15 protein-coding genes are annotated in these 22,234 nt (G+C 69.4%); 1 reads left to right on the top strand and 14 read right to left on the bottom strand.

Annotation, left to right across the window (positions count from 1 at the left end; all coding sequences use genetic code 11):
• Positions 1-35: 35 nt before the first annotated feature.
• From ACIBSW_RS15440 to rpsA, 5 genes are all read right to left on the bottom strand, one after another.
• Positions 36-1,031 (bottom strand): TerC family protein, encoded by a 996-nt coding sequence (locus ACIBSW_RS15440; protein ID WP_354721770.1) that lies wholly within the window; start codon positions 1,029-1,031, stop codon positions 36-38.
• Between the two features lie 712 nt (positions 1,032-1,743).
• Positions 1,744-2,691: a GNAT family N-acetyltransferase gene (locus ACIBSW_RS15435; protein ID WP_354721769.1), complete on the bottom strand. Its 948-nt coding sequence runs from the start codon at positions 2,689-2,691 to the stop codon at positions 1,744-1,746.
• A gap of 680 nt (positions 2,692-3,371) precedes the next feature.
• Complete coding sequence (gene uvrB / locus ACIBSW_RS15430) at positions 3,372-5,504, bottom strand: excinuclease ABC subunit UvrB (protein ID WP_354721768.1); 2,133 nt, start codon at positions 5,502-5,504, stop codon at positions 3,372-3,374.
• 1,199 nt (positions 5,505-6,703) lie between these two features.
• Positions 6,704-7,903 (bottom strand): dephospho-CoA kinase, encoded by a 1,200-nt coding sequence (gene coaE / locus ACIBSW_RS15425; RefSeq protein WP_354721767.1) that lies wholly within the window; start codon positions 7,901-7,903, stop codon positions 6,704-6,706.
• 82 nt (positions 7,904-7,985) lie between these two features.
• Entirely contained in the window at positions 7,986-9,503 is a 1,518-nt protein-coding gene (rpsA, locus tag ACIBSW_RS15420) for a 30S ribosomal protein S1 (protein ID WP_184996451.1), read from the bottom strand.
• Positions 9,504-9,844: 341 nt separating this feature from the next.
• On the opposite strand from rpsA, the gene ACIBSW_RS15415 reads away from it, so the two are divergent.
• Positions 9,845-10,663 (top strand): class I SAM-dependent methyltransferase, encoded by an 819-nt coding sequence (locus ACIBSW_RS15415; protein WP_404799337.1) that lies wholly within the window; start codon positions 9,845-9,847, stop codon positions 10,661-10,663.
• Between the two features lie 58 nt (positions 10,664-10,721).
• Here the strand turns inward: ACIBSW_RS15415 and ACIBSW_RS15410 are convergent, their stop codons facing one another.
• The 9 genes from ACIBSW_RS15410 to ACIBSW_RS15370 all read right to left on the bottom strand — a co-directional run bounded on the left by ACIBSW_RS15410 (position 10,722) and on the right by ACIBSW_RS15370 (position 22,130).
• Positions 10,722-11,120, bottom strand: coding sequence for a hypothetical protein (locus tag ACIBSW_RS15410; RefSeq protein WP_354721766.1), 399 nt, complete (start codon positions 11,118-11,120; stop codon positions 10,722-10,724).
• Between the two features lie 1,237 nt (positions 11,121-12,357).
• Entirely contained in the window at positions 12,358-12,723 is a 366-nt protein-coding gene (locus tag ACIBSW_RS15405; protein ID WP_354721765.1) for a metalloregulator ArsR/SmtB family transcription factor, read from the bottom strand.
• 1,307 nt (positions 12,724-14,030) lie between these two features.
• Positions 14,031-16,724: a DNA polymerase I gene (gene polA, locus ACIBSW_RS15400; protein WP_354721764.1), complete on the bottom strand. Its 2,694-nt coding sequence runs from the start codon at positions 16,722-16,724 to the stop codon at positions 14,031-14,033.
• Positions 16,725-16,777: 53 nt separating this feature from the next.
• Positions 16,778-17,560 (bottom strand): amino acid ABC transporter ATP-binding protein, encoded by a 783-nt coding sequence (locus ACIBSW_RS15395; RefSeq protein ID WP_354721763.1) that lies wholly within the window; start codon positions 17,558-17,560, stop codon positions 16,778-16,780.
• Positions 17,557-18,558, bottom strand: coding sequence for an amino acid ABC transporter permease (locus ACIBSW_RS15390; protein ID WP_354721762.1), 1,002 nt, complete (start codon positions 18,556-18,558; stop codon positions 17,557-17,559). The genes ACIBSW_RS15395 and ACIBSW_RS15390 overlap by 4 nt, the downstream gene beginning before the upstream one ends.
• Positions 18,559-18,565: 7 nt before the next feature.
• Entirely contained in the window at positions 18,566-19,471 is a 906-nt protein-coding gene (locus ACIBSW_RS15385; protein ID WP_354721796.1) for an ABC transporter substrate-binding protein, read from the bottom strand.
• A 32-nt stretch (positions 19,472-19,503) separates the two neighbouring features.
• Positions 19,504-20,214, bottom strand: a complete 711-nt coding sequence (locus tag ACIBSW_RS15380) for an ABC transporter ATP-binding protein (protein WP_354721761.1) — start codon at positions 20,212-20,214, stop codon at positions 19,504-19,506.
• A complete protein-coding gene (locus ACIBSW_RS15375) occupies positions 20,204-20,971 on the bottom strand; it encodes an ABC transporter ATP-binding protein (protein ID WP_354721795.1) in 768 nt (255 codons plus the stop codon). The genes ACIBSW_RS15380 and ACIBSW_RS15375 overlap by 11 nt, the downstream gene beginning before the upstream one ends.
• Positions 20,972-21,101: 130 nt before the next feature.
• A complete protein-coding gene (locus ACIBSW_RS15370) occupies positions 21,102-22,130 on the bottom strand; it encodes a branched-chain amino acid ABC transporter permease (RefSeq protein WP_354721794.1) in 1,029 nt (342 codons plus the stop codon).
• Positions 22,131-22,234 lie beyond the last annotated feature (104 nt).

The following is a 22,234-nucleotide window of genomic DNA, read 5'->3' as shown; positions in this document are numbered from 1 at the left end:
GGTCTTGTACCGCGGGCCGTGTCTTTTGCTCTTGCTCAGACCCCGGTGTCGACCAGTTCCTTCCGGCGGTCGCGGGAGGATTTGTAGAGGCTCGCGACCGTGGCGATGCCCAGCGTGCCGAGGATGACCAGCAGCGACAGCCAGATCGGGATCTCCGGTGCCCAGTGCACACCGTGCCCGCCGTTGATGAACGACAGCGTGTTGGTGTGCAGCGCCTCGAGGAAGAGCTTCACGCCGATGAAGGCGAGCACGAACGCCAGCCCGATGTTGAGGTAGACCAGCCGCTCCAGGAGCCCGCCGAGCAGGAAGTACAGCTGGCGCAGGCCCATCAGCGCGAAGACGTTCGCGGTGAAGACCAGGTACGGCTCCTTCGTGATGCCGAAGATCGCCGGAATCGAGTCGAGCGCGAAGATCAGGTCGGTGGTCCCGATCGCGATCATGACGATCAGCATCGGCGTGAACAGCCGCCGCCCGGTCTCGGTGATCATGGTCATCTTGCCGCTGTCGAACGAGGAGGAGATCGGCAGCGCCCGCTTCGACCACCGGATCAGGATGTTCTCCTTGAAGTCCTCCTCGTCGTTCTCACCCTGCTTGAACAGCGTGATGGCCGTGTAGACCAGGAACGCGCCGAAGATGTAGAAGACCCACGAGAACTGCGCGATCAGGGCGGCACCCGCGGCGATGAACGCGCCGCGCATGACCAGCGCCAGCACGATGCCGATAAGCAGCACCTTCTGCTGGAACTGCCGCGGCACGGCGAAGCGGGCCATGATGATCACGAAGACGAAGAGGTTGTCGACCGACAGGCTGTACTCAGTCAGCCAGCCCGTATAGAACTCGCCGGCGGCTTGGCCGCCCGCGACGAGCCACAGTCCGGCCCCGAATAGAAGCGCCAGGCCGACGTAGAACGCGACCCACCCACCGGCCTCGCGCATGCTCGGCTCGTGCGGGCGGCGACCGACGATCAGCAGATCGACGGCGAGGACAACGACCAGGGCGATCAGGGTAACGACCCAAACCCAGGCGGACACGTTCAACGAAAACCTCCGGCAGACACGGTCCATCGCTGCACCCACTCGGTTTCGCGGGTCACAGCGACGTGCGACTGTCGGAGGTCTCTTCCGCCGACGCCCGGCGGGCGACGACCACCGGCCCCGGGCCCACCGCGAGGTGAAGACCGTGCTGACGAGACCGGCGCAGAGGAATACTCCCCTCCTACGCGGCTATTGTGTCGCATCTGCGACCGGAACCCCACATCACCCTGTCAATCGTGTTGCGGCTCTCCGCTTTTTGTGCCGCTGAAGGCCGCAGAACCGGACAGAGACCGGGTTTCCTCGCGGGAGTGTCGTGCCACACACTTCCCAGATGCTGTGTCACACACCACCCAGATGACGCGACGCTTCCCCAGAGCGCAGAGGCACACCCCCTCTGCATCCTAGGAGGCTAGTTCTATCCTCGTAGCCGACCGCCTGGCCTTCGCGCCATGCCGCCCGCTTGAAGAGGCCCCGCCTTCTCTCGCCGCTTAAGAGGCCGCGCCTTCTCTCGCCGTGCCCAACCGCCCAGGCCAAGCCACACCTACTCGCCAAGCCGACCGCTTTGAAAGCCGCGCCTTCTTCGCGGCACGCCAACCGACCAGGCCAAGCCACCTTTCACGCCAAGCTGACCCCGTTGGCGAAGCCACGTCGTGATGGCCGGCAAGGCGCCGACTCGGCGCGGCCTTCACCACGGTGATGCCCCGGATCGTCAGGCTTCGGTCGCCGGGAACCGGTAGCGGGCCCGACGGCCGCGATGCTCGAACCCCAGCTTGCGGTACAGATGGACGGCCGGGTTGTCGACGTTGACGTCGAGCCAGGCGTGGGTGCCGCCGTCGGCCCGCATCCGCCGCAGCCCCTCGGCGACGAGCGCCGCGCCGATCCCCCGCCCCCGGGCCGCGGGCACGACGCCGACCTGCACGATCCAGTCGACCGCCGCCGTCACGAACCCGGCATCGCCGAGACCGGGCACGGTCACCAGCACGGACCAGGCCGGCCGGAACTCGTCGTCCTCGACCAGATCCGCGATCCACTGCTCGGCGGTCCACCCCGGAAACCCGGGCCGCTCCCGGAACGCGGCCTCGTAGGCCGCATGAAAGCGCCCCGCGGCCGCCTCGGTCCAGCCGGTCAGGACCGCACCCTCGGGCCAACCCCGATCCGGTACGGCCGCAGCCAGGTCGACACGCATGACGTCCTCGGCGAAGACCTGCCGCAGCCCTCGCCCCGCGAACAACGCCTCGGCACCACCGGTGAGCGATTCGGTCTCGACGGTGACCGGACCCGCGTGGCGACCACCCTCCGCCAGCCCCCAGCTGAGCAGGTGGGCACCGAGCCCACGCCCCCGCGCAGCCGGATCCACCATCCCGGTGAACGTCGCCCCGTCCCCTGACCCACCGGGCCGCACCGCCCCGGCGGCGACGAGCGTCCCCGCGCGGTCCCGCGCCTGCACGGCAACACCCCCAGGCGCCGCCCAACGACGACGCAGAAAGCCGGGCTCGGCCGCAAGCGGCAGGCCACCGTCGACATCGAGACACCGCCGAGCCAGCAGGATCAGGTCGGCGTCACCGCTCCCGCTGCCCGCCCGGAAGTCGCCCACATCCTCGAACAGCAGCGGCGCCCAGGCCACACCATCGGTGGTCATGCCATCGGTCACAGACACGCGGCCAGCCTAGTAAGCCACCCCCAGCCATCCCCACGGCCACCGCCGCATCTCGCCACCAGATGTCCGGCCACATCCACGGCCACCGCCGCATCTCACCATCAGATGCCCGACCACAGCCGCATATCGCCACCAGATGTTTGGCCAGCATCTGATCGTTAAGGTCCATGAATCGGTTGGACCAGCTCGGCACGGGTCACGCTGGCCATCAGCGCAGGCCACGCTGGCCAGCTCAGCACGGGCCACGCCGTAGGCAGACCGGGGCACGACGACCCGGGCATTTCGAGCGCTTCTCCGGACGCGTGCCGGCGCCTCGCCGCTTCTCCGCGCGCCCCCGGACGGCGTAGCGACAAAGCCTCCCCCGCGCCCGCGAGCCCTGCCGACCGCCCGCGAGACCTGCCGACCACCCGCAAGGCCTGCCGCGCAGCCCGCCAACCGCCCACGAGACCTGCCGACCACCCGCAAGGCCTGCCGCGCAACCCGCCCACCACCCGCGAGACCTGCCGCGCAACCCGCCCACCACCCGCGAGACCTGCCGCGCAGCCCACCAACCGCCCACGAGACCTGCCGACCACCCGCAAGACCTGCCGCGCAGCCCGCAGACCGCCCACGAGCCCTACCGCGCGGCCCGCCGACCGCCCGCGCAGCCCGCGAGCCCTACCGCCCGCCCGCGTGTTGCGTCAGCGGACGCCGGCTACGTCCATGCCACGGAGTTCCTTCTTCAGCTCCTTGACCTCGTCGCGGATCCGGGCTGCCAGCTCGAACTGCAGCTCGCGGGCCGCCGCCAGCATCTGATCGTTCAGGTCCTGGATCAGCTGGGCCAGCTCGGCGCGGGCCATGCCCTCGCGGGCCGGCACCGACGATCCACGGGCCTTCGAGCGGGTCTCCGGGACCGGGCCCTTGCCGCGCGACATCTGCCGGCCGCCGCCGCCCACCACGTGACCGCCGGGCCCGTGCCCGCCGACCGCCACGTCGGTGTCCTCGGCCTCGCGGTAGATGTCGTCCAGGATGTCGTGGATCTTCTTGCGCAGCGGCTCCGGGTTGATGCCGTTCGCCTCGTTGTGGGCGATCTGCTTCGCCCGGCGGCGGTCGGTCTCGTCGATCGCGTTGCGCATCGACGGGGTCATCTTGTCCGCGTACATGTGGACCTCGCCGGAGACGTTGCGGGCCGCGCGGCCGATCGTCTGGATCAGCGAGCGCCCGCTGCGCAGGAAGCCCTCCTTGTCCGCGTCGAGGATCGCCACCAGCGAGACCTCCGGCAGGTCGAGACCCTCGCGGAGCAGGTTGATGCCGACCAGCACGTCGTAGTCGCCCTTGCGCAGCTCCTTGAGCAGCTCGACGCGGCGCAGCGTGTCCACCTCCGAGTGCAGGTAGCGGACGCGGATGCCGTTCTCCAGCAGATAGTCGGTGAGGTCCTCGGCCATCTTCTTCGTCAGCGTCGTGACCAGGACCCGCTCGTCCTTCTCCGTGCGCAGCTTGATCTCGTGCATCAGGTCGTCGATCTGTCCCTTGGTGGGCTTCACCACCACCTGCGGGTCGACCAGGCCGGTCGGGCGGATGATCTGCTCGACGAACTCGCCCTGTGCCTCCTGCATCTCCCACGGCCCCGGCGTCGCGGACAGGAACACGAACTGCCCGACCCGGTCGAGGAACTCGTCGAAGCGCAGCGGCCGGTTGTCGGCGGCGCTGGGCAGCCGGAAGCCGTGCTCGATCAGGATGCGCTTGCGGGAGGCGTCGCCCTCATACATCCCGCCGATCTGCGGGATCGTCACGTGCGACTCGTCGATGACGGTGACGAAGTCGTCCGGGAAGTAGTCGAGCAGCGTGTAGGCGGGGTCGCCCGGCGACCGGCCGTCCATGTGCATCGAATAGTTCTCGATGCCGTTGCAGAAGCCGACCTGGCGCATCATCTCGATGTCGTAGGTGGTGCGCATCCGCAGCCGCTGGGCCTCGAGCAGCTTGCCCTGGCGCTCCAGCTCGGCCAGCCGCTCGCCGAGCTCGGTCTCGATGTCGCGGATCGCCCGCTCCATCCGCTCCGGCCCGACCCCGTAGTGCGTCGCCGGGAAGATCACGAGCTCGTCGACCTCGCGGACGATGTCGCCGGTCAGCGGGTGCAGGTAGTAGAGCTTCTCGATCTCATCGCCGAACAGCTCGATGCGGATCGCCAGCTCCTCGTAGGCCGGGATGATCTCGAGGGTGTCGCCGCGGACCCGGAACGTGCCCCGCTGGAAGGCCATGTCGTTGCGGGAATACTGGATGTCGACCAGGCGCCGCAACAGCTTGTCGCGGTCGACCTCCTGCCCGACCTTGGCGCGGACCGCGCGGTCGAGATATTCCTGCGGGGTGCCCAGGCCGTAGATCGCGCTGACGGTCGCGACAACGATCACGTCGCGGCGGGTGAGCAGTGACATCGTCGCCGAGTGGCGCAGCCGCTCGACCTCTTCGTTGACCGACGAGTCCTTCTCGATGTAGGTGTCGGTCTGCGCGATGTAGGCCTCGGGCTGGTAGTAGTCGTAGTAGCTGACGAAGTATTCGACCGCGTTGTTGGGCAGCAGCTCGCGGAACTCCTTGGCCAGCTGGGCGCAGAGGGTCTTGTTGGGCGCGAGCACGAGCGCCGGCCGTTGCAGCCTCTCGATGAGCCAGGCGGTGGTGGCGCTCTTGCCGGTGCCGGTGGCGCCGAGCAGCACCGTGTTGCGGTCGCCGCGGCGCACCCGGCGCTCCAGCTCGGCGATGGCCGTTGGCTGGTCACCGGCCGGCTGGTAGTCGCTGATGACCTCGAAGCGGCCATCGAGTCGTGGGATGTCGAGCGCCATGGGGACCACGTTACGTCGGGGGTGTGACAACTTTCAGCGGCTGCCGCCAGGGCCGGTTCAGAGGGTGCACATTCGGCCGCCGAAAACGGCATTGTCCACCGTTCGGCAGCGACGCTACGGTGACTCGGTAGGCCGCTCGCGGCGGCCGCCCGGCCCGGTCCGACACCACCACACGGTGCGGCCGCGTCGGCACGCAGGTTGCTGCCCCGACACTGCTCGGCGCGCGCACCTGATGATGGTCGCGCTCAGCGCGGACCGGCCGCCGCGGGCGCCCCTTCCTGTCCGGCGCCCACTCAGACGAACGCCGTTGCGCCCAGACGATGCCTTCCGCTCCCAGCGTCGCCACGTCCCTCACCCAGAGCTCCTACCCCGCCTGCGTCGCATGGACGCCTGCTGAGCGAGGACGAGACCGCCCGCCCGCTCGTCGAGGAGGTACCGGCCCGCTACCCCGCCTGAACGCCTTCAGACCTCAGCATTCACACACCCCAATGCCAGCGTGCCAGCGGAGGTCACGGGCCAGGGGGTGCATCAGAACCAGACGACACCAGGTCAGGAAGGTAGCGGCTAGGCCTACGCCTCCTACCTGCTGATCGGCATCCGGGCGTCAGCCGGGCCGCCTCCGCTCACCCACGGCTCCTTCGCCTCTGCATGGCCCGACAGGTCTGAGCTGGGTTGAAGAACGTGGCGGGACCGTGAGGGCGCCGGGCACGGGAAGGCTGGGCGAAGCGGAGACATCCAGGCCTGCGCCTGCCCGCCTACGGCCTTGGCCAGCCGGAGTCCAGGCACCAGCCGGTAGCCCCCACCCACTCCTGCGCAGCCACCCGCCTCCGAGTCGAACCACGGCTCCTTCGCCTCTGCACGGCCCGACAGATCGCCGGACCTGAGGTGCTGGGGTGAACAAGGCGCCGGGACCGTGAGGGCGCGTGGCACGGAAAGACTGGGCGAAGCGGAGGCACCCAGAGGCCTGCGCCTGCCTGTCTACGGTCTTGGCCGGCCGGAGTCCAGCACCAACCGGCAGCCTCCGCCCACTCCTGCGCAGCCACCGCCTCCGAGTCGAACCACGGCTCCTTCGCCTCTGCACGGCCCGACAGGTCACGGGCCTGAGGTGCTGGGGGAAAGCGCAAGGTGCCGGGACTGTGAGGACGCCTCGCACGGAAGGGCCGGGCGAAGCAGAGGCAACCAGGCCTGCGCCTGCCCGCCTACGGCGTTGGCCGGCCGGAGTCCGGGCACCAGCCGGTAGCCTCCGCCCACTCCTGGGCGGCCACCGCCTCCGAGTCGAACCACGGCTCCTTCGCCTCCGAGTAGCTCGCCCTGTCGCTGTGGCGCGCCGCCCAGCGTTCCTTGGCCGCGATGTATTCGGCGCGGGCCTCGGGGACCGCGCGCAGGTGGTCGCGCATGAGCAGCGCGAAGCGCCAGCCCGGCGAGCCGGTGACCCGGACGTGCAGGTTGACCGGGCGGGCGGGGTCGGCGCTGCCATGCAGGCGCTTCGGCCAGGTCTTGCCGGGCAGGCCGCGGGCGTTGTCCTGCCATTTGCCCACCCGGCGTGGCAGGCCGGCGCCGCCGAGTGCGTCCGCGAGCCGGTCGGCCACTTCCAGCGTCGGCACGGCCAGCATCAGATCGATGATGTTCTTGGCCGGCAGCCCGGGAACGGCGGTCGACCCGATATGCGAGACGTCGGCGTCCCCGCCGAGCGCGTGCCGGATCCGTGCGATCACCCGGCCTGCCTGCTCCGGCCAGGTCGGATCCGGGGGTACGACGCGCAGCACGCCATCGTCCGGGGCGCGGCGCCCCAGGCGGAGATTCTCCTCGTACGGCCGGAGCCGGTCCCGCCACAACCGCTCGACCTGTGCGTCCAGCTCGTCGAGGCCGGCATCGTTGACCAGCAGGGCGTCCGCGGCCGCGCGCCGAACGGCCTCGTCGGCCTGGGCGGCGATGCGGGCGGCCGCCTGCTCCCGGGTCATGCCGCGCAGCGACACGAGCCGTTCGATCCGGACCGCCGGGTCGGCGTCGACCACGACGACGAGGTGGTACGACGGCGCCAGCCCGGTCTCGACCAGCAGCGGCACGTCGTTGACCACGATCGCGTCCGGCGGGGCCGAGGACGTCAGTTCGACCGTACGGGCGCGTACGCGGGGGTGAATGATGCTCTCGAGCCGGCGGCGGGCCGCTTCGTCTCCGAAGACCCGGGCGCCGAGGGCCGGGCGGTCGAGCTCGCCGTCCGGGCCGAGGACCTCCGGTCCGAAGGCCTCGACGACCGCGGCATGGCCGTCGGTGCCGGCCGCGACGACCTCGCGGGCCAGCCTGTCGGCGTCGATCAGGATCGCGCCGCGCTGGACGAGGCGCTGCGCGACCGCGCTCTTGCCCGCGCCGATTCCTCCGGTGAGACCCACTTTCAGCACGCGGCAAGTATGCCGAAGGGCCGCCCGCGACCGAAATCGCGGACGGCCCTCGGGCCTTGCTAGCTACTGGCTACGAGCTGGGTCAGCTCTTGCCGCCGGCGAGCTTCTCGCGCAGAGCGGCGAGCGCCTCGTCGGTGGCCAGGGTGCCGGCCGGCTCCTCCGCCGCACGCGCCGGCGAGGACGAGCTCGTCGACGTGCTGGTGGAGGTGGAGGTCGACGAGGTGGTCACGCCGCCGGCCGGAGCCGGGTTGAGCGCGGCCTCGGCGTCGGCCTCGCGGGACGCCTGCACCTGCTTGGTGTGGGCCTCCCAGCGCTCGCGAGCGTCGGCGTACTGCTTCTCCCACACCTCGCGCTGCTTGTCGAAGCCCTCGAGCCACTCACCCGTCTCGGGGTCGAAGCCCTCCGGGTAGATGTAGTTGCCCTCGTTGTCGTACGTCGCGGCCATGCCGTAGAGGGTCGGGTCGAAGTGCTCCTCGCCCTCGACGAAGTTCTCGTTGGCCTGCTTGAGCGACAGCGAGATCCGGCGACGCTCGAGGTCGATGTCGATGACCTTGACCATGACGTCGGAGCCCACCTGGACGACCTGCTCGGGCAGCTCGACGTGCCGCTCGGCCAGCTCGGAGATGTGCACCAGGCCCTCGATGCCGTCGTCGACGCGGACGAACGCACCGAACGGAACCAGCTTGGTGACCTTGCCCGGCACGATCTGGTTGATCGCGTGGGTCCGGGCGAACTGGCGCCACGGGTCTTCCTGGGTCGCCTTCAGCGACAGCGAGACGCGCTCGCGGTCCAGGTCGACGTCGAGCACCTCGACCTCGACCTCCTGGCCGACCTCGACAACCTCGGAGGGGTGGTCGATGTGCTTCCAGGAGAGCTCGGAGACGTGCACCAGGCCATCCACGCCACCCAGGTCCACGAAGGCACCGAAGTTGACGATGGAGGACACGACGCCCTTGCGGACCTGGCCCTTCTGCAGCTTGTTGAGGAACTCGGTGCGAACCTCGGACTGCGTCTGCTCGAGCCAGGCGCGGCGGGACAGGACCACGTTGTTGCGGTTCTTGTCCAGCTCGATGATCTTCGCCTCGAGCTCCCGGCCGACGTACGGCTGGAGGTCGCGGACACGGCGCATCTCGACCAGCGAGGCCGGGAGGAAGCCGCGGAGGCCGATGTCGAGGATGAGGCCACCCTTGACGACCTCGATGACGGAGCCGCGAACGACGCCGTCGTCCTCCTTGATCTTCTCGATCGTGCCCCACGCGCGCTCGTACTGCGCACGCTTCTTCGAGAGGATCAGGCGACCTTCCTTGTCCTCCTTGGTGAGGACGAGGGCTTCGATGTGGTCACCGACCGACACCACTTCCGCGGGGTCCACGTCGTGCTTGATCGACAACTCGCGCGAGGGGATGACGCCCTCGGTCTTGTAGCCGATGTCGAGCAGGACCTCGTCCCGATCGACCTTGACGACGGTGCCTTCGACAATGTCGCCGTCGTTGAAGTACTTGATGGTCTCGTCGATGGCTGCGAGGAAAGCTTCCTCAGAGCCAAGATCGTCGACGGTGACCTTGTTGGCGCTCGAGGTGGCCTCGATGCTGCTCGTCATGTGGACTGTTGCTCCGAACGGATGGTGTCGTGGTGACTCTCGCGCCCCGCGGAACTGCCGGCGGGCACAGCACGAACATCCGGTGATCACGACGAGAGGTCAGATCAGGCGAGCAGGATCATGCTGGGACCGACGACTTGCGGAACCTGCTCCCTGCCGAGGCACACGATCCGCGAGTGCATCGACTAGCTTACCGTGCGCATTACCACAGGTTGCAAGGCCTCCTGATGACCGAGGCACATTGTTGAAGGCAAACTCCGTACCCAGGGCTTTTTGTGCCGATTAGACCCCATCTCGCCCTGGCTCCCGCGGTGTCATACGCCCCCCGTACCGTCTGAACGGTGATCGAAGCGCAACCATCTCCCTCGGCCGGCGCGCTGCGCCGGGCCGTGACCGACGACGAGAGCCGCGCGGCCAGCCGGCACTGGTGGGACCTGGACGCGGACGACTACCAGGAGGAGCACGGCACGTTCCTCGGCGACGTGGACTTCGTCTGGTGCCCGGAGGGCCTGCGGGAGGCGGACGCGCGCCTGCTGGGCGAGGTCCGCGGCCGGCGGATCCTGGAGCTGGGCGCCGGCGCGGCCGCGGGAGCGCGCTGGCTGGACGGCCAGGGCGCCGACGTGGTCGCGCTCGACCTGTCGGCGGGGATGCTGGGCCACGCGCGCGCGGCGGCCGACCGCAGCGGCGTACGGGTGCCGCTGGTGCAGGCCGACGCGCTGGCACTGCCGTTCGCGACGTCGGCCTTCGACGTGGTCTGCACGGCGTTCGGCGCGGTTCCGTTCGTGGCGGACTCCGGGATGGTGATGAAGGAGGTCGCCAGGGTCCTGAGGCCGGGCGGGCGATGGGTGTTCTCCATCACTCATCCGATGCGCTGGATCTTCCTGGATGAGCCGGGCGAGGAGGGGCTGGTGGCTACGCATCCCTACTTCGACCGGCGGCCCTATGTCGAGCAGGACGCGGACGGGATGCCGACCTACGTGGAACAGCACCGGACGCTCGGCGACCGGGTCCGTGAGCTGGTCGGGGCGGGGTTCGTGCTGGACGACCTGGTGGAGCCGGAGTGGCCGGAGGGGCACGATCAGATCTGGGGGCAGTGGAGTCCGATGCGTGGCCGCATCTTCCCCGGCACGGCGATCTTCGTCAGCCACCTGCCCTCGTAGCAGGTTGCTGGAGGACTGACCAGCCTCCCTCGCCTGACTTCTGATGAGCTTGCTCAGCTCAGTCCAAGCAACGGACTGACATCGCGACATGGGTCTGCTGCGGGCCACCGTAATCTCGATTGACGGCCTCGAGGGTGACCCGCCGGTGGTCGAGGCGGACCGGATCGCTCGCGGTTGCGGTCAAGCAGCGGGGGAAGTTCAGCTCATCGCTGATCACGTGATACAGGGCCTGGCCGTCGAGCGGATCACGCTTCTCGCCGTCAGCTTCGAACGCGATGAGGCGGTCGTTCTGGTTCGACCAGGTGACGGTGCCCGTGAGGCTCTCGGCCGTTGCGGAGTTCGTATCCCGCATCAGCTGCGCGGTTACGAATCCGACGGAGCAGCCGACGACGAAAGCTAGACCGATATACAACCACTTGCGTCTCGATTTGGTGAGAACCTGCTGCAGTACCGGCATCCGATCGAACCTCGCTCTGGATCAAGACGAACGTTGACAACGTAGCGGCGAAGCCTGCGGTGTGAAGCGGCCCGCCTCCGCTCAGGCTGTGGCCCAGGTGGGAGCTCTGCTCGGCTTTCACCCAGCGCATGTTCGTGCCGCTCCGGCCGAGGGTCTTGCGAACCAGGCCGTACGGCGTGACCGGATCACCCACAGCTGTGACCACACAGGTTTCGTATCGCCCAGCCGCAGGGGCGCCGCGTTCGCTCCCGCCATCGGCTGGACAAGCTGCAGGGCGGCCAAGTGCAATCGGTCGTTCGCGCCGGCCGAACCTGAGGGTTGTCGTCGCCCTGGGCCTGCGGCCGCCCGAGCTGCGGCCTCGTGGGAACAGGGTCGTCCGTGGCTGAGGCGGATTCTCGCTTCCACTCCAGGCCTACCGACCGGGGCCCACTCATCACGGCCGGGCAATGGCACTACAGGCCCGGCCGAGAGACGTCCGCACGCGGCCGGGCAATTGCTCCAGCGCGACGCAGGCGAGGAGCAGCGCCGCCGTCGCCCTCGACGACGAGGCCGGCCTCGAGCGGCACGGGGGCGCCGGGGCCGAGCAGGGCGGCGGGCGCGGGTCGGCCGAGCAGGCCGGCGCCGTCAACGCGGTGCGCGCGGGCCGGGGAGGTCGGCCGGGGCGGTCGGATCGTGTGCGCGCGGTCGGGCACGTCGGCAAACCGCCGCGGGAACACGACAGCGCCGCCAGAACGCACCGCAGTCGGGCGCGACCATCAGCTCGACGCGAGACCCTCGGAGCCAGACGCCCTCGTCCTCCCCGCCGAACGACCCGCTACGAGCACGCGAAGTGGGCCAAATGACCGCCCTGGCCCGTGGGTTCCAGCGGCTGGTGCACCGACCGCCACGTCTGCCCGGTCCAACGTCCGGACCAAACCGCTGCGACCAGCCAGCCGAGCAGGACCCGACCGTCACGACGGCCCGGTCCAACGTCAGGACCAAACCGCTGCGATCAACCAGCCGAACAGGACCGACCGTCACGACGGCCCAACCCCGCCCGGGCAGGCGCATCGCACCAGCTGGAACGCCGAGAAGCCAGACCGAGCCATTGTGGGCAACCTGCCGGGCCGGACTGACCCGTCACAGCAATCCCGCCAGACCAAACCGCTACAGGCAAGCCGGCCGAGCCGGATCGAGCCGCCGCGAGAGTGCGGCGGGGTCGAGACCCGGATGGTCGGGAAGACGCAGGCGGGCCGGATCAGGCTCTTGCGGTGGCGCCGCTTACGTCGAGGAGACCGGCGAGCAGTGCGAGTGCCGCCGGGACGAGTCGGTAGTAGACCCAGGTGCCGCGGCGGTCGCTGTCGACCAGGCCGGCCTCGCGTAGGACCTTGAGGTGGTGCGAGATCGTCGGACCGGTCAGCTTGAACGAACCGGTGAGGTCGCAGACGCAGACCTCGCCGCCGCCGGCGGACGCGATCATCGACAGGAGCCGCAGGCGCACCGGGTCGCCCAGCGCCTTGAACATCGGCGCGATCGCCCGTGCCTGGTCCGCATCGAGCGACCCGTGGACGACGGGGGCCCACGCGCCCGACGACTTCGCCAATTCGATCGTTGAACTCGACATCAGCCCACCCTTGCAAACGGAAGCAAGCTTCGGGTATCCGCTAATTGACTGTGATTGCGGAGTGCTGTCTCATCGTCGCCCAAATGACAGAATGCATTATTCGGCGACGAATTCCGCCAGCTACCGGAACACCACCCCTGGGCTGCGGAATCCGAGGTGGAGGGTGCCGCCTGAGCTCGAACGACGCCAAGGCAGAGACGTTCGTCATCTACAGTCCACCTCGGACGCCCGCCATGGACATGATGCGACACACATCGGTAGTGGCCGGAATCACCTGCGCCGGGCCGGAAACAACCCCGAGAATTGCCTCGACGACCGAGAGATCTTCGGGCTCAGGGCTGAGCACGGGTTGCCGCGGATAGACGCCCCGGATTAGATGGCCGTCAATCATGCCGTAGCGGCATCGCATGCATCCGAAGCCGAACGTTCACGGCGACAGCCGATCGGCAGGCGGCGCTAAGCGAGCCGGGACACGTGGCAGCCAGACCGCGACGGGCGAACCGCAGCAAGCGAACCGCGACAAGCAGACCGCGACAGCCGAACCGCGGCGAGCGGGCAGGCTGCGGCGGACAGGCAGCGGCGAGCGGGCGGGCAGGCATCGGCGGGCAGGCGGACGGCGAGCCGAGCGGGCGGGCACGCGGGCGGACGGCGAGCCGAGCGGGCGGGCACGCGGGCGGACGGCGAGCCGAGCGGGCGGGCACGCGGGCGGTGAGCGGGCCGCAGGCAGGCATGGCGAACGGGCGGCGACAGTACACGGCGGCACGCTGGGCGGGTTCCTCAGCGCGATTCATCGTCGGGCACCCTTCGACAAGGGTTCAGCTGCTGTGCACGCGCGGGAGGCTGCCTAGAACCGGGGAGCCTTGTCCCACGCAGGAGGAGCATGCCCGTGCAAGCAACCTGTGGCGTCAGCCCAGACCACCCGACATCGCAGAGAACGGGCGTGCTCCGCCGCTGCCGCCTGTAGTTGCCGTCCCCGGTCCGACCGGGCGCCGCCGCCGCTACCGCAGTGCAGGGGCCACTTCCAGCCAATGCCACTGCTGCTGACGCGACGCCTGTCGCTACCGTTCCTGACACTGCTAGCGTCGCCGCCGTTGCCGTAGTGCAGGTACCGCTGTGGCTACCGCTTCTGCTCTGCAGCAACGCGGCCGCCGGTTGGCGGGGCGCCGTCGTTGCTGCGGTGGGCGACCGCGCGGCTGCGGGCCTGTTGCGCCGACCGCGTTGTCGGCGCGACAGTGTCGGTCGGCCGGGGGTGGGAGGTGGCCGGGGTGCGACGCCCGGCCACCGCGTGGGGCTTGGTTGTGGAGGGCCTAGTGGCCGGCCACGTTCCAGTCCTGGCCGCCGCCGACCGAGACCTCGAGTGGGACCGAGAGTGGGTAGGCGCCGCCCATCTCGCGGCGGACCAGTTCCTCGAGGGCCTCGCGTTCGCCCGGGGCCACGTCGAAGACGAGTTCGTCGTGGACCTGGAGGAGCATGCGGGACCTCAGGTCGGCGGTGCGCAGGGCCGCGTCGACGCGGAGCATGGCGACCTTGATGATGTCGGCGGCCGAGCCCTGGATCGGGGCGTTGAGGGCCATGCGTTCGGCCATTTCGCGGCGCTGGCGGTTGTCGCTGCTCAGGTCCGGCAGGTAGCGGCGGCGGCCGAGGATGGTGGCCGTGTAGCCGTCCTGGACCGCGCGGCGGACCACCGCCTGGAGGTAGTCGCGGACGCCGCCGAAGCGTTCGAAGTACTCCTCCATCAGGGCCTTGGCCTCGTCGGTGCCGATGCTGAGCTGGTTGGAGAGACCGAAGGCGCTCAGGCCGTACGCGAGGCCGTAGTTCATCGCCTTGATCTTGCGGCGCTGGTCCGGGATGACCTCGTCGAGCGGGACGTGGAAGACCGACGAGGCGGTGGCCGCGTGGAAGTCGGCGCCCGAGTTGAACGCGGCGATCAGCGCCTCGTCGCCGGACAGGTGCGCCATGATGCGCATCTCGATCTGGCTGTAGTCGGCGGTCAGCAGCTGCTCGTAGCCGTCGCCCACCACGAACGCGCGCCGGATGCGGCGGCCCTCCTCGGTGCGGATCGGGATGTTCTGCAGGTTGGGGTCCGTCGAGGAGAGCCGGCCCGTCGCGGCGACCGTCTGGTTGAACGTGGTGTGGATCCGGCCGTCGTCGGAGACGGACTTGAGCAGGCCGTCCACCGTGGACTTCAGCTTGGCCACGTCGCGGTGGCGCAGCAGGTGCGCCAGGACCGGGTCGCCGGTCTGCGCGAACAGGTTCTGCAGCGCGTCCGCGTCGGTGGTGTAGCCGGACTTGATCTTCTTGGTCTTGGGCAGGCCGCGCTCGGTGAAGAGGATCTCCTGCAGCTGCTTGGGCGAGCCGAGGTTGAACTCGCGCCCGACCACCTCGTGCGCGCCCTGCTGCGCCGACTTCACCTCCGCGGCGAAGTGTGCCTCCAGCTCCGACAGGTAGGCGGTGTCGGCGGCGATGCCGACGTGCTCCATCTCGCCGAGCACGATCGACAAGGGCTGCTCGACCTCGGCGAGCAGGCGCTGCGAGGCGCCGTCGTCGCGGGACAGCTCCGCGCAGATCGTGTCGGCCAGGTCGAGGGTGGCCCGGGCGCGGAGCATGACGTTCTGCTCCGCGGTGCCCTCGTCCTCGCCGAGGCCGTCGAGGGTGAGCTGGCCGTTCTCGGGGGCGTCGACGCGCAGCTCGCGCTTGAGGTAGCGCAGCGCGAGGTCGGTCAGGTCGTAGGCCCGCTGGTCGGGCTTGGCCAGGTAGGCCGCCAGGGCCGTGTCGACGCGCACGCCGGACAGGGCCCAGCCGTGCGCGCGGAACGCGAGCATCGCCGACTTGGCCTCGTGGATGACCTTCGGCCGGTCGGCGTCGGCGAGCCAGGCCGCGACCGCGCGCTCGTCGCCCTCGTCCAGCGTCGTCGGGTCGAACCAGGCGGCCGGGCCGTCGCCGGTCGCGACCGCGATGCCGGTCAGCTCGCCGGTGCCGCGGCCGAAGCGCCCGGTGACGGCCACGCCGATCGGGGCCTTCTGGGCGTGCTCGGCCAGCCAGCCGGCCACCTCGCCGGCACCCAGCACGGCGCCGGACAGGTCGAAGCCGGACTCGGCCTCGGGCTCGACCGCGTCCAGGTACGAATACAGCCGCTCGCGCAGCACCCGGAACTCGAGCGCGTCGAAGACCTGGTGCACGGCCTCACGGTCCCAGCCCTGCCACCGGACGTCCTCGGGGCGCAGCGGCAGCTCGAGGTCGCGGACGAGCGCGTTGAGGCCGTAGTTGCGCATGACCTCGGCCAGGTGGGCGCGCAGGCTCTCACCCGCCTTGCCCTTGATCTCGTCGACCCGCGCGACGATGCCGTCGAGCCCGCCGTACTGATTGATCCACTTGGCGGCGGTCTTGTCGCCGACGCCGGGCACGCCGGTCAGGTTGTCGCTGGTCTCGCCGACCAGGGCGGCCTTGTCGCGGTAGCGGTCGGGCGCGACGCCGTATTTGGTCTCGATGGCCTCGGGGGTCATCCGCCAGACCTCGGACACGCCGCGCACCGGGTAGAGGATCGTGACGTGCTCCTCGGCCAGCTGGAACGCGTCCCGGTCGCCGGTGGAGATGACGACCTCCATGCCGGCCTCGCGGGCCTGGCCGGCGAGCGTCGCGATGACGTCGTCGGCCTCGTAGCCGGGCTTCTCCACCACCGGGATGCGCAGCGCCTCGAGGACCTCCTTGACCAGGCTCACCTGGCCCTGGAAGGGCCCCGGGGTCTCCGCGCGGCCGGCCTTGTATTCGGGATAGATCTCGGTGCGGAACGACTTCCGCGAGACGTCGAAGGCGACCACGATGTGCGTGGGCTTCTCGTCGCGCAGCATGTTGATCAGCATCGAGGTGAAGCCGAACACGGCGTTCGTCGCCTGGCCCGTGTGGGTGGAGAAGTTCTCCACCGGCAGCGCGAAGTAGGCGCGGTAGGCCAGCGAGTGCCCGTCGAGCAGCAGCAAGCGGGGGGTCTGGGCGTCGTCACTCACGTCGGGAACTCTAGTCGCGAGGTATGACAGGAACGCCGACCGCCCCGCCCGCTTTACAGCACCTTGCTGAGGAACGCCTTGGTTCGCTCCTGCTGCGGATTCCCGATGACCTCCCGCGGCGGGCCCTGCTCGACCACGACGCCGCCGTCCATGAAGATCAGCGAGTCGCCGACCTCGCGGGCGAAACCGATCTCGTGGGTGACCACGACCATGGTCATGCCGTCGCGGGCCAGGTCCTTCATCACGTCGAGGACCTCGCCGACGAGCTCCGGGTCGAGCGCGCTGGTCGGCTCGTCGAAGAGCATCAGCTTGGGCCGCATGGCCAGGGCCCGGGCGATCGCGACCCGCTGCTGCTGGCCGCCGGAGAGCTGCCCCGGGTAGTTGTCCTTCTTCTCGCCCAGGCCGACCCGCTCGAGCAGCGCCGCCGCCCGGTCCCGGACCTCGGCCCGGTTCTCCCGCTTGACGCGCAGCGGCGCCTCCATGACGTTCTGCATCACCGTCATGTGCGGGAACAGGTTGAACCGCTGGAACACCATGCCGATGGACCGGCGCTGCGCGGCCACCTCCCGCTCCCGCAGCTCGTGCAGCTTGCCGCCGCGCTCGCGGTAGCCGATCAGCTCACCGTCGACGAAGATCCGGCCTGCGTTGATCTTCTCCAGGTGGTTGATGCAACGCAGGAACGTCGACTTACCCGAGCCGGACGGCCCGAGCACGCAGCACACCTCACCGGGCTTGACCACCAGGTCGATGCCCTTGAGGACCTCGAGCGAGCCGAAGGACTTGTGCACGTTGTCCGCGCGTACCATCTCGGCGGTCGTGTCGTCGGTGACCGTCATGGCGTGCCTCCGTCGCTGATCTTTCCGCCCTGCTCGGCCGTCAGGCCGCTCAGGCGGATCCGGGCCTTCGCGGCCGCGCCGTAGCCGCGCCCGAAGTGCCGTTCCACGAAGTACTGGACCACCATGAGCACGCTGCACAGGATCAGGTACCAGATGCTGGCCGCGATCAGGACCGGCAGCACGACGAACGTGCGCGAGCTGATCGCCTGCAGCTGGAAGAACAGCTCGAAGCTGACCGGCACGAACGCCACCAGGGAGGTGTCCTTGACCATGGCGATGGTCTCGTTGCCGGTCGGCGGGACGATCACCCGCATCGCCTGCGGCAGCACGATCCGCCGCAGCACCTGACTGCGCGACAGGCCCAGCGCCGAGGCGGCCTCGGACTGACCCTCGTCGACGGACTGGATGCCGGCCCGGACGATCTCGGCCATGTACGCGGCCTCGGACAACCCGAGCGCCAGCACGCCGGCGACGAAGCCGGAGAGCAGGTCGGTGGCCTTGAAGCTCAGGAACTGCGCGTTCAGGTCGTGTATGCCGAACAGGTTGCCGATCTGCCGGTCGAACGGCAGGCCGAGGCCGATCCGCTCCCACAGGATGCCCAGGTTACCGAAGAGGATCGCCAGCACCAGCCGCGGCACCGCCCGGAACACCCAGGTGTACAGGAACGCGACACCGGACAGGATCGGGTTCGTCGACAGCCGCATGATCGCCACGACGATGCCCAGCCCGACGCCGATGATCATCGCGAAGACGGTCAGCAGGATCGTGCCGCGCAGGCCCTCGAGCACGGGGCCGGTGAACATGGCGCCGCGCTTACCCTCGCCCATGCTGACAAAGATGAAATGCCAGTTGAAGCGCTCGTTGGTCAGCACGAGGTGCAGGAACATCGCGGCGAGTACGGCCAGTACCGCGATTGCCACCCAGCGCCCGGGGTGCCGGACGGGCACGGCCTTGATGGCCTCGGGTCGTGCCCGTCCGGACTGTGTCTCCGTTGTCATGCGTGGGTCAGGAGACCTGCGGGTTGACTGCCGGGTCGGTGATGCCGCCGGCCTCGACGCCCCACTTGGTGAGGATCGTCTTGTACGTGCCGTCGGCGATCAGGGCCTCGAGCGCGCCCTCGATCGCCGCGCCGAGGTCGGCCTGCGCCTTCGGCAGGACGTAGCCGTACGGCGCCGCGTCGTAGATGTCGCCGACCAGGGCCAGCTGGCCGTTGGTCTGCTTCACCGCGTACGCGCCGACCGGCGAGTCCGCCAGCATGGCCTCGTCCTTGCCCGAGACGACCGCGTTGGTGGCGTCGCTCTGCGCCTGGTACTGGTCGATCGTGATCTTCGCCTTGCCGGCGTCGGTGCACTTCTTCGACCGCGCGGTGATGTCCTCGAGCTGCACGGTGCCGACCTGCACGGCGACCTTCTTGCCGCAGGCGTCGTCCGGGTTGATCGCCGCGCCGGCCTTCGCCGCCCACTGGGTGCCCGCCGAGAAGTAGGAGACCATGGTGGCCTCCTTCATGCGATCGGCGTTGACCGTGAACGACGAGACGCCGACGTTGTACTTACCGGAGCTCACGCCCGGGATGATCGCGTCGAACTTCGACGACTCCCACTCGGCGGTCAGGCCCAGCTTCTGCGCGACCGCGTTGAACAGGTCGACGTCGAAACCGACGATCGTCTTGCCGTCCGCGTCCAGGTACTCGTTCGGCGCGTACGTGGCGTCCGTACCGATCTTGAGCTTGCCGGCCGCCTTGATCTCGGCCGGGACCTTGTCGGCCAGCGAGGTGTCGGCCGACGCCGTGGGCACGGGGGTGCCCGAGCCGGTGTCGCCCGACTCCTCACCGCAGGCGGACAGGGAAACGGTCATCGCAAAGGCGGCGCTCAGGCCCACGATCGCGCGCCGCAAAGGGGTGGTGCGGAACATCGTCGTCAACTCCTCAAAGGTGTTCGAGATCCTCAGGCAACGCCGAGGTAGGCGTCCTTGACCGAGGGGTCGGTCAGTAGCTCTGCGCCGGTTCCGGTCTTCACGATCCGGCCGGTCTCCAGCACATACGCGCGGTGTGCCCGCGACAACGCCTGCTGGGCGTTCTGCTCCACCAGCAGCACGGTCGTGCCCTGCTGGTTGATCTCGACGATGATGTCGAAGATCTGCTGGATCAGCATCGGCGCCAGGCCCATCGACGGCTCGTCGAGCAGCAGCAGCTTCGGCCGGCTCATCAGCGCCCGGCCGACCGCGAGCATCTGCTGCTCGCCGCCGGACATGGTGCCGCCGACCTGCTTCTCGCGCTCCTTGAGCCGCGGGAACAGGCTGAACGCCCGGTCCAGGTCCTCGTTGATCTCGGTCCGGTTGCGTCGCGTGTACGCACCCATCTCGAGGTTCTCCCGCACCGTCATGCCGGGGAAGATGCCCCGGCCCTCCGGCGACTGCGAGACGCCCCGCACGACCCGCAGATCGGCGCGCAGCTTGGTGATGTCCTCACCCGCGAACTTGATCGCGCCCTGCGCCACCGGGCGCAGCCCGGAGATCGCCCGCATGGTCGTCGACTTGCCGGCGCCGTTCGCGCCGATCAGCGCGACGATCTCGCCCTCGGCGACGTTCAGGCTGATGCCGTGCAGGGCCTGGATGCGCCCGTACAGCAGCGTGACGTCCTGCAACTCAAGCAGCATCGGTGGGCACCCCCAGGTACGCCGCGATCACGGCGGGGTTCTCCCGCACCTCGGCGGGCGTACCCTCCGCGATCTTCTTGCCGAACTCCAGCACCACGATCCGGTCCGTGACGCCCATGACCAGTCGCATGTCGTGCTCGATGAGGAGCACCGTCACCCCGGTGTCGCGGATCCGGCGGATCAGCGCGAGCAGATCCTCCTTCTCCGCCGGGTTGAAGCCGGCCGCCGGCTCGTCCAGGCACAGCAGCGTCGGGTTCGTCGCCAGTGCCCGGGCGATCTCCAGCCGCCGCTGCTCGCCGTACGAGAGGTTGCGGGCGACCTCGCCCGCCCGGTTGTGGATGCCCACGAACCGCAGCAGCTCCAGCGAGCGGTCCCGGCCGGCGCGCTCCTCGCGCCAGAACCGGGGCAGCCGGAACAGGGCGCTGATCACGCTGGTCTTGTGGTGGGCGTCCGCGCCCACCATCACGTTCTCCAGCGCGGTCATCTCCGGGAACAGCCGCACGTTCTGGAACGTGCGGGCGATCCCGCCGCGGGTGATCTGGTGCTTCTTCTTGCCGACGATCGACTCACCCTGGAACCGGATGCCGCCGCTGGTCGGCCGGTAGACACCGGTCATCGCGTTGAAGCACGTCGTCTTGCCGGCGCCGTTCGGCCCGATGAGGCCGAAGATCTCGCCCTTGCGCAGGCTGAAGCTGACCTCGTTGAGCGCGACGACACCGCCGAAGCGCAGCGTCACGTTGTCGACCACCAGCAGCACCTCGCCCGAGCGCTCCGCGTCGCTGACCGGCGTGGTGCCCTCTCCCGCGGAGGACTTACCTGTGGGCGCCGCGCGGTCGACCGGACGCGCGTTGGCGGCGTCGGCTTCCTGCGGCGTCTCGATGTGCGGCTCACTCAATGGGAGCCACCTCCTTCTCGCGGTCCTTGAGCTCCATCGCACGCCGCCGGCTCGGGATCAGACCCTGCGGCCGGAAGATCATGATTGCGATGATCACCGCACCGAAGATCGCGAACCGGAAACCGAACAGGTCGGTGTGCCAGATCGGGTCCTCGATGCCGCGCAGCCGGTCGGGAATGTACGAAATCAGCGCACCGCCCAGGATGGCACCGGCGATGTTGCCCGCACCACCCATGACGACGCCGGCCAGCACCAGGATCGAGAACTGGAGCACGAACGTGCCCGAGTTCATGAAGCCCTGCTCGCCCGCGAACATCACGCCGCCCAGGCCGCCGATGAACGCCCCGATGGCGAACGCCCACAGCTTGTACTTGATCGTCCGCACGCCCATGATCTCGGCGGCTTCCTCGTCCTCGCGGATCGCGAGCCACGACCGGCCGACCCGGCTGCGGTCCAGGTTCCGCACCGCGAAGATCACCAGGATGATCACGGCGAGACCCAGCCAGTAGTACGGCGTCGCGTCGGCCACGCCGAACATCGGCTTGCCGTCGGCCAGCGACCCCGGCGGGTGCGGGATGTCCGCGAAGCCCCGGTCACCGCGCAGCGTCTCGGTGCTCGTCGCCACGATCCGGATGATCTCCGCGAAGCCCAGCGTCACGATCGCCAGGTAGTCACCGCGCAACCGCAGCGTCGGCCAGCCCAGGATCAGACCCGAGACCATCGCCACCGCGAGACCGACCGGCACCGCGGCCAGCCAGCCCCATTCGGTACGCAGGACGCTGTCCGGCGAGGTCAGCAGCGCGACCGTGTAGGCACCGACGGCGAAGAAGCCGACGTAGCCCAGGTCGAGCAGGCCCGCGAAGCCGACCACCACGTTCAGGCCCAGCGCGAGCAGCACGTAGTAGGACATGTTGAACAGCGCGCTCGGCCAGTCGACACCCTGGGTGACGATCTGCGGCCCGATCAGGGGAATCTCGCCCGCGTACGGCAGCAGGAACGCGAGCGCCGCGAACACCACCATCAGTACGCCGCGCACCACCGGGTTCTGCCGGCCGAACCAGCCGCGGACGCCGCCCGAGTTGTTCTTGGGCTTCGTCGCCTGCGCCGGAGTCTGCTCCGGAGTCG

The organism is Actinoplanes sp. NPDC049668 (assembly GCF_044465445.1).
Lineage (GTDB): Bacteria > Actinomycetota > Actinomycetes > Mycobacteriales > Micromonosporaceae > Actinoplanes.
The sequence above is the reverse complement of the archived record's forward strand: the minus strand, read 5'-3'. Positions and strand labels throughout refer to the sequence as shown.

Bases quoted from the DNA above. Each gene is read 5' to 3' on its own strand.
- uvrB (WP_354721768.1), bottom strand. From the start codon at position 5,504: ATGGCGCTCGACATCCCACGACTCGATGGCCGCTTCGAGGTCATCAGC.
- rpsA (WP_184996451.1), bottom strand. From the start codon at position 9,503: ATGACGAGCAGCATCGAGGCCACCTCGAGCGCCAACAAGGTCACCGTC.
- ACIBSW_RS15410 (WP_354721766.1), bottom strand. From the start codon at position 11,120: ATGCCGGTACTGCAGCAGGTTCTCACCAAATCGAGACGCAAGTGGTTG.
- ACIBSW_RS15405 (WP_354721765.1), bottom strand. From the start codon at position 12,723: ATGTCGAGTTCAACGATCGAATTGGCGAAGTCGTCGGGCGCGTGGGCC.
- ACIBSW_RS15395 (WP_354721763.1), bottom strand. From the start codon at position 17,560: ATGACGGTCACCGACGACACGACCGCCGAGATGGTACGCGCGGACAAC.
- ACIBSW_RS15390 (WP_354721762.1), bottom strand. From the start codon at position 18,558: ATGACAACGGAGACACAGTCCGGACGGGCACGACCCGAGGCCATCAAG.
- ACIBSW_RS15385 (WP_354721796.1), bottom strand. From the start codon at position 19,471: ATGTTCCGCACCACCCCTTTGCGGCGCGCGATCGTGGGCCTGAGCGCC.
- ACIBSW_RS15380 (WP_354721761.1), bottom strand. From the start codon at position 20,214: ATGCTGCTTGAGTTGCAGGACGTCACGCTGCTGTACGGGCGCATCCAG.
- ACIBSW_RS15370 (WP_354721794.1), bottom strand. From the start codon at position 22,130: ATGGTGGTGTTCGCGGCGCTCGCGTTCCTGCTGCCGTACGCGGGCGAG.